This is a genomic window from Bacillus sp. JJ1127 (assembly GCF_036965845.1).
Lineage (GTDB): Bacteria > Bacillota > Bacilli > Bacillales > Bacillaceae_G > Bacillus_A.
Genome location: NZ_JBALQK010000415.1, coordinates 4467 through 5040 on the forward strand (window position 1 = coordinate 4467; position 574 = coordinate 5040).

The following is a 574-nucleotide window of genomic DNA, read 5'->3' on the forward strand; positions in this document are numbered from 1 at the left end:
TGCAGATGTAGTAAAACAAACTACTGCAGAATCAGAAGATATGATTCGGGAAAAAATTATGTATCAGCATATGCATCAAAATAAAACAATGCGTGAGATTGCAGATGAAATAGATCTATCCCCTGCTACCCTATCAAGATTTTGTAATAAAAAAATGAAACGTATTTCAAAAAGTGTAAATGAAAAACTTAACAAGTGGTATGAAAGACAAATGATTATAGAATCTATGTAAAAAGAAGCAGATACCTTGAACAAAAAGGTACCCGCTTCTTTTTTTATTGAAAACAGAGATTGTTTTCTATGTTAGGTGATTATAGTTTATGTCCAAAACACTACACTACATTGTTTAACTTTCTACCGTTAATTATTTCTGCTTTTTTTCTATTTCTAAGAAATATGTAAATGCAATTTTCCCACTTATCAATATTAAACTAAAGAATGAAAGCAAAGCGAAAGTTCCTCAATTTATTTCCCCTTCAATTTGACTAATTTTCAACACTGTTGAGATTGCAGCTATGACAATAGGTATTTCAAAAATAATAATTGAGTTTTTAATTCTTTTTAGATTATCTTT

The 574-nt window shown here is 28.4% G+C and carries 1 pseudogene; it reads left to right on the forward strand.

The window, feature by feature from the left end:
* A pseudogene (locus V7183_RS25355) lies at positions 1–232 on the forward strand (XRE family transcriptional regulator); the annotation flags it as partial.
* Between the last annotated feature and the right edge of the window lie 342 nt (positions 233–574).